The following is a 7,279-nucleotide window of genomic DNA, read 5'->3' as shown; positions in this document are numbered from 1 at the left end:
GGTCCACACTATCGACGAGGTTTGTACCATGACACCTAAAGTTGTCGTCACCGGGATTGGTGCGGTAACCCCATTGGGCGCGACGGCCGATGCCACGTGGCAAGCCATACTGGCCGGCAAGTCCGGCGTCCACACAATGGACAATGACTGGTCCGAGAAGTACGGCCTCGCCGTCGACTTCGCAGCACGGGTCGACCCACAGGTCGTGCCCGAAAATCTCAAACGCGTCCAGGCCAAGCGCCTCGACCCCTCCTCCCAGTTCGCTCTGATCTCCGCTCGTGAGGCCATGGCCGATGCCGGCCTCGAGGAGACGGACCCGGACCGCACCGCGGTCTCCTGGGCTACCGGAATCGGCGGTGTCTGGACTCTGCTCGATGCCTGGGACACGCTTCAGGAAGAGGGCCCGCGCCGGGTCATGCCGCTGACCGTTCCGATGCTCATGCCCAACGGGCCTGCAGCAGCCATCGGCATGGAGTTCAAGGCCCGTGCTGGTGTCCAGACTTTGGTCTCCGCATGTGCGTCGTCGACCGAGAGCCTGGGCCACGCCTACGACGTTGTGGCCTCCGGTCACGCCGATGTCGTCATCGCCGGCGGCTCCGAGGCTGCTATCCACCCGATCACAATCGCCGCCTTCAACTCCATGCAGGCACTCTCACGCCGCACCGATTCCCCTGAGACCGCATCACGACCCTATGACGTCGATCGCGATGGATTCGTCATGGGCGAAGGTGCGGGAACCCTCATCCTTGAAACCGAGGAGCATGCCAAGGCGCGCGGAGCGAAGATCTACGCCGAGGTGTCCAGCTGGGGCATCTCCAACGACGCCTACCACATCACCGGTGGTGAGCCAGGCGGACAGTACGCGCTGCGTGCAATGCAGAGCGCGCTGGACAATGCGGAGCTCAGCCCCGCAGACGTCAAGCACGTCAATGCTCACGCAACCTCGACACCGGTCGGCGATATCCCTGAGTCCTTGGCGATCAGCCAGCTGCTGGGCTCTCACGTCGGTGACGCTCTGGTCAGTGCCACGAAGTCGATGACTGGCCACCTCCTGGGTGGTACAGGCGCTGTCGAATCGATCCTCACGGTCAAGGCGCTGCAGACACGCACCGCTCCCCCAACGATCAACATCGACGAGGTCGACCCGGAGGTCGTGGGCATCAACATCGTCCGCGACACCCCTGCAGAACTTCCTGCCGGAGACATCGCCGCGATTTCGAACTCATTCGGCTTCGGCGGCCACAATGCCGTCGTCGCCTTCAAGTCCGTGTGATGCGATAGCGCGTCTCGAGGCGGCGGTCCAGTCACAACTGGTCCAGCCTCTGAGCGACGATCAGATCAGGCCCCAGCAATCATGCTGGGGCCTGATCTGCGTCCGTGCCACCGATCAGCTCATTCACTCGTGCGCTCAATCAACGATGAGTCAGATGATCGCGCTTGCTCAGACTCGATAATCTGATTCCCCGTTCAACGAGGCGACACCGGGACCGAGCTAGCTGTATGCTGGCACATCTGCATACGACTATGGGCACACCCGAGGTAGGCAGGTGTGCCCATAGTCGTTTTTCCGGAGCTTCAGCGTCGCAGTTGGACCTACGGCGCAGGAAGCCTCGTGAGAGTCTCAGCCGACCTTGGTCAGCCAGCGCACCGGAGCGCCCTCGCCTGCGTGGCGGAAGGCATCGAGCTCTTCGTCCCAGGCTTCGCCCAGGGCCAGAGCCATCTCAGTGGAGAGTTTGGTCGGATCACCGGAAGCGCGTTCCATGACGGAGCGAATGCGATCTTCGGGGACCAGAATGTTACCGGCAGAGTCGGTGACTGCGTGATAGATCCCGAGGTCTGGAGTGTGGCTCCAACGCCCGCCGTCGACTCCGACAGATGGCTCCTCGGTCACTTCATAGCGCAGTGAGTCCCACCCGCGGAGAGCGGATGCGATGCGAGCACCAGAACCTGCTGGCGCACGCCAGCAGACTTCGGCACGCACAAGGCCTGGCGCTGCCGGCTGGGGTGTCCAGTCGAAGCGTGCCTGTGCACCGATTGCCCCGCCCGCTGCCCATTCGATGTGCGGGCATAGCGCGCGAGGTGCTGAGTGGACGAATAGTACGCCCTGTGTCATATCCATTTGTGCCTCCTACCTCGGATACGTCTTCCCCTACGATCCGAAAGGAGGTGCTAGAGCCAATGATAGACGAGTTTTGTCTGTGCGCCAAGCACTGAATGACCTGGTGGCGTCGCGTGTAGCCAGGTTCTGTACGAGGACGCGAAGGGAGGGCGTCCACAGGTTGCCCGCGCTAGACGAACGAAGGGTCGGTAAGGACCAGTGACCTTGTGCGCTACGATGGCGCCATGCTGCAGGAAAGCGCTGCACCGACCACTGTGCGAATGTTCCCGGACTATGCTGACACGGTCTTATGGCTCGTCTTCCCCGTGGACTATGAGGACACCGCATTATCCCCGGGACTGATTCGTGAGCTGGAAACGTGGGAACGGTCGTACTACGAAGCGCTGGACGCCGACTTCAACTGGAAATCACCGGAGGATGCCCAGGCCTTTACGAAGACAGGCATCGATCTGGCCGGACTGGTCGCGAACGAACTCGGCGAGGAATTCGTTGTCGAATTCGCCTCTTACGAAATCGCTGCACCGACGTACACGGCTCACAGCCGCAGACGGGCAGACAACGTGGGAGCTGCCACAGCCTTTTCCGCTATCGCTGAAGAGCTCGAAGCCGAGCAGGAACGCGTGACACAGCTGGCGGCGGAAGCTGATCCCAATACCGAGTGGACGGCATACGCGCCTCTTTCCGGTGATGTCTTCACCTGGGACAGGAAGGCCCCTCAAACAGAAGATCGTGACTGACACAGTTGCGCAGTCCCTCACCCAGTCGCGCAGTCCCTATTCGGACAGTCGGGTCATGCGCAATTGTCAGAATTGCCGTCAATGTACAGAGAGTTCCACAATCGCATGAGCCTTGGCCATCGCGTTGACGTCCTCCGCAGCCGGGATCGGACGACAATAGACATGAACGAAGACAACAACAGCGGTGCCCCCGGTCGGACTTGAACCGACGACCAAGGAATTATGAGTTCCCTGCTCTGACCAGCTGAGCTACGGAGGCGAGCAGAAATAAGATTAACACCAACTGACGGCCTGGACCCATTCGGCTCACGCGCAGCCCGAGGAAGTCGGAATCGTCAAATCCCGTTCTTGCTCATTCCTCTCGCAGGCAGAGTCCGCTCAGGGACAGCAGACGATCAGCTCGTTGAGGAGATCGGTGATATGCGCGTCAGCGCACTTCGAGCGGCATCGACACAGGTATAACGCTCGGTCGTAATGTAGACGTCGAATACGACCTGACCGTCGCTGCCGGGATCGTTGCGTTTGGAGGCGGCGACGAGACCTGACCAGTCGGGCCCGACCACGACGACGCCGTGCTCATTGCGCATGGGATCTGATGCGTCGACGACCCCTGTGCGCACACCCGGGATCGGCGGCTCGGTGAACCCACCCGAGAACATCGCCGTCAGCCCGACCGTGTCGCGTATACGTTCATAGCGGTCTCGGGTGGCTTGGGAGAAGGTCTCATCTTCACCGAAGACGCCGAGTGTGATTGTGGCGGCACCTGAAGCCAGGGCGCGCTCTTCGAGCGCAGCTATCTGGGCGACCAGAAGCTCACGATTCATCACGAGTGGTTCGCGTCGCAGGCCCTGGGCAACCGAATAGGGAGTTCCCAGAGCCGCGAGATTACGCGAATGATGATCGATCAATCCGTCCTCGATCGGCTCGGCGAATGGCTCGGGCTGCTTGGTTGCGGGACCGAAGAACGGACCAGACATGAAGCGTGCGCCCAGCGCGCGAACACGGTCGAGATCGTCCTCGGTGGTGACACCCTCGGCGAGGATCACTGCGCCTGTGCGTTCGAGGTGAGCGTGGAGCAGACGGTTGAGTTCGGCCAGGTGCGACTCGCAGTCGATGCGCAGCACGTCGGGATGAAGACCGACCACCGACGGATTCACCAGAGGCACGAACGAGGTGCTGCGCAGGTCTGCGCCGACGGAGGACATACCCACACCCCATCCCATCGAGCGCGCCTGACGAACCGCACGGAGTACAGATGCAGGAGACGATGAAACGCGGGAGGCGTCGAGCTGGAGGATGACGGAGCGGTCGGGTTCTTCGGTGCGATCTTCAAGGGTGGCGAAGGATTCGTCTTCGGCGTGGAGGAAGAGTCGGTTCGACTTGGGCAGTCCGGCCGCCTCGGCGGTCCTCAGAGCTGTTGCCCGAAGCGAGGCATCGATGTCGCCGATCATTGCCGAGGCATGCATCTCGCGGCGGAGATTCTCGGATTCAGCGTGCCCGAGTGCCGGGTCATCGGTGGGGGCCTGGAGGATCTGATATCCCACCTTGTCGAAGGTGTACGCATCGACGACGGGGGCGAAATAGGTTTCGATCCCACCTGATCGCACCAACTCTTCGAGAGCCAGGTCCAGATCGTGTACCGCCTCAACCACCATATGTCCTTCCATGGGCAAACGTGCGTTCACAGTCTTCCACATGAGGACAGACGCGATTGTCTAAATTCCGTAACATTATTGCGCTCAGAGCTGACGGCGCCGGCCTCGCCTGACCTCGGCCAAACCGACGATTCCGGCCAGAACCACGATGATCGCAATCGCTGCGAACGAGGCGATCATGCCGATGTTCCAATCGCTGACCGCTGTGACAGCGAAGGCCAAGGCGGTCATGATGGCCAAACCCATCGACGTGCCGATGCGCTGTCCGGTCTGCAGGACTCCCCCGGCCGAGCCTGCATACTTCAGTGGCACTTCCTGCAGGGTCAGGGTCTGGTTGGGGCTGATGACCATGCCCTGTGCGGCACCGATGAAGCTCAGAGTCACCAGCATCCACCATTCGCTGCCGATGCCCTGGGTGAGCAGGAAAATCACGCCGATTGTCGAGACCAGACCCAGCAGGCAGGTGATGATCCCCCAGACGACGAGTCGGCGGCCGACCTGGAACACGAAACGTCCGGACACATCTGCCGATACAGCGGAGAGCAACGCTGCCGGAAGTCCGATCATGCCTGCTGCCAGCGCAGTGTGGCCCAAGCCCTGTTGCATGTACATGGCGATGAGCACCCAGACGCTCGTCACGCCCATGAAGTAGAGGGTGATGATGATCGAACCGTTGCTGAAGCTGCGAATGCTGAACAGGTTCAGATCGACCATGGGAGCGCGTCCACGGTCAGAGTACCGGCGCTCCCAACGGGTCCAGTACCAGATGGTGAATATGCCCAGTGGCAGGGCGAGCCAGATGAACCACCCGACAGAAGACTCGACGAAGGGCAGCAGCACTAGGAGGACTCCGACCCCGAGCAGAACCACTCCGACGGGATCGAGGTCTCGATCCCTTTTCGGTGCGTATCCCCCGTTCGCCGAGACTGCCGCCGGGTTCGCATCGGTGCCGTCGGTGGCGCCAATCGGGTGCCAGGCTGATTTCGGCAGCCAGCTTCTGGCGAGGATGAGGGAGACGACCGCGAAGGGGACATTGACCAGAAAGGCCGCACGCCAACCCAGCTCCGGGCCGAAGAGAGCGATGAATACACCGCCGAGGATAGGACCGGTTGCAACGGAGAGGCCGACGGTGGTGCCCATCAGTCCGAACGCGCGCCCGCGCTGTGGCCCTTGAAAGTACTGCTGCAGCAGCCCGACGACCTGCGGATTCAGCAGTCCTGATCCGAGTCCCATGAAGACGCGAGCAATATTGAGGGTCAGCGCCCCGGGCGCGATGCCGGCGACGAGTGAGGCCAGGCCGAACAGGGCCACCCCGATCATGAACAGCTGGCCGCGTCCGAAGACGTCGCCTGCTCGGCCTGCTGCCACGAGAACAACGCCGAACGAGAGAGCATAGCCGGTCAGGACCCACTGCAGAGCCGAGGACGATGCTTGAAGATCCGCCTCGATGGCGGGCAGCACGACGTTGATGATCGATACCGACAGCAGAGACATGAAGAGCGGGACGAGACCGATGAGGACGATTCGTCTCTGAATCTGATTCATCCGCTGGCCGTCGCTCACCTGATCACCTCTGTTCAGAACGCATTCCGCACAGAGGTTGCCGTACGGAACCAAGTCGATTCGACAGTCCCCTATGTGGGAACTGTTTCATCATACGTGCCAGTGTTCAGACCTCGGGCGAAATCACACTGCGGAACCGGTCACCGGGCCAGATGTATTGGGTTGCCATCCCAGAGCAGGAGCGACGTAACTGGCGAAGGACTCCAGGATGTGGAGGTTGTAGTCCACGCCGAGTTGGCTCGGGATCGTCAGCAGGACCGTGTCCGCGGCTTCGACCGCTGGGTCGGCCTTCAGCGCCTCGATGAGTTCGTCGGGTTCGCCTGCATAGGTCTTGCCGAAGGTCGAGCGCGTACCATCGATGATCCCGATCTGATCACCTTCTCCACCTGAACGGCGACCGAAGTAGAGGTCATCGAGGTTCGTGGTGATCGGGAAGATGCTGCGGCTGACAGACACGCGCGGAGTCCAGTCATGGCCAGCATCCTTCCATGCTGCGCGATAGCGATCGATCTGATCGCGTTGCAGCGCACCGAAGGATGCACCGGTGGCTTCGGTCAGCAGGGTCGAGCTCATCATGTTCACGCCCTGGGCAGCGGCCCATTCAGCGGTCGCCGCAGTACCGGCGCCCCACCAGACACGTTGCTGGAGACCTGGAGAATGCGGTTCGACACGCAGCTTCTTGCCTGGACCGAACTGCGTCGGATCGGCTGGCACGAGTTCTTCGCCCTTGATTGCAGACAGGAACTTCGCGAACTTCGCGCGGGCCATGTTCGCGGCCTTCGCATCGTCACTGTCGCTGTAGCCGAAGGCTTCCCACCCCCGGTCTGCTGGTTCCGGTGATCCCCGGCTGATACCCAAAGCCACTCGCTGATCAGAGAGCAGGTCAAGGGCAGCGGATTCCTCTGCCAGATAGAGAGGGTTCTCGTAGCGCATGTCGATGACACCGGTCCCGACCTCGATTCGAGAGGTCTTGGCCGCGATCGCCGCCAGAAGCGGCATCGGCGAGGCTGCCTGCTCAGCGAAGTGATGAACCCGGAAATACGCGCCGTTGACGCCGATCTCGTCGGCCCCGACGCCGATCTCGACTGCCTGCTGCAGCGCCTCCTTGGCGCCGTACTCCCCCGGAGCACTTCCCGAACCGTAGTGACCGAAACTCAAGAAACCGAATGCCTTCATACCGTCGACAACCTACTTGATCGATCAAC

General features: G+C 61.6%; 6 protein-coding genes and 1 tRNA gene. 2 read left to right on the top strand and 5 right to left on the bottom strand.

What is annotated here, in order from left to right; all coding sequences use genetic code 11:
- The first annotated feature begins 28 nt into the window (after window positions 1–28).
- Window positions 29–1,273, top strand: a complete 1,245-nt coding sequence (locus ACE03M_RS05670) for a beta-ketoacyl-[acyl-carrier-protein] synthase family protein (RefSeq protein ID WP_485933108.1) — start codon at window positions 29–31, stop codon at window positions 1,271–1,273.
- A 348-nt stretch (window positions 1,274–1,621) separates the two neighbouring features.
- On the opposite strand, the gene ACE03M_RS05665 is transcribed toward ACE03M_RS05670, so the two are convergent.
- A complete protein-coding gene (locus ACE03M_RS05665) occupies window positions 1,622–2,113 on the bottom strand; it encodes a DUF3145 domain-containing protein (RefSeq protein WP_143921891.1) in 492 nt (163 codons plus the stop codon).
- A gap of 230 nt (window positions 2,114–2,343) precedes the next feature.
- On the opposite strand from ACE03M_RS05665, the gene ACE03M_RS05660 reads away from it, so the two are divergent.
- Window positions 2,344–2,856, top strand: coding sequence for a hypothetical protein (locus ACE03M_RS05660; RefSeq protein ID WP_485933107.1), 513 nt, complete (start codon window positions 2,344–2,346; stop codon window positions 2,854–2,856).
- A gap of 185 nt (window positions 2,857–3,041) precedes the next feature.
- Here the strand turns inward: ACE03M_RS05660 and ACE03M_RS05655 are convergent.
- The 4 genes from ACE03M_RS05655 to ACE03M_RS05640 form a co-directional block, all read right to left on the bottom strand.
- Window positions 3,042–3,115 (bottom strand) — tRNA-Ile (locus ACE03M_RS05655).
- A 136-nt stretch (window positions 3,116–3,251) separates the two neighbouring features.
- Complete coding sequence (locus tag ACE03M_RS05650) at window positions 3,252–4,511, bottom strand: EAL domain-containing protein (RefSeq protein WP_485933106.1); 1,260 nt, start codon at window positions 4,509–4,511, stop codon at window positions 3,252–3,254.
- 84 nt (window positions 4,512–4,595) lie between these two features.
- Window positions 4,596–6,074, bottom strand: coding sequence for an MFS transporter (locus ACE03M_RS05645; RefSeq protein ID WP_485933104.1), 1,479 nt, complete (start codon window positions 6,072–6,074; stop codon window positions 4,596–4,598).
- Window positions 6,075–6,197: 123 nt separating this feature from the next.
- Window positions 6,198–7,250 (bottom strand): LLM class flavin-dependent oxidoreductase, encoded by a 1,053-nt coding sequence (locus ACE03M_RS05640; RefSeq protein ID WP_143921582.1) that lies wholly within the window; start codon window positions 7,248–7,250, stop codon window positions 6,198–6,200.
- Window positions 7,251–7,279: the final 29 nt, after the last annotated feature.

This window comes from Brevibacterium sp. AGC70, assembly GCF_057334195.1.
The sequence above is the reverse complement of the archived record's forward strand: the minus strand, read 5'-3'. Positions and strand labels throughout refer to the sequence as shown.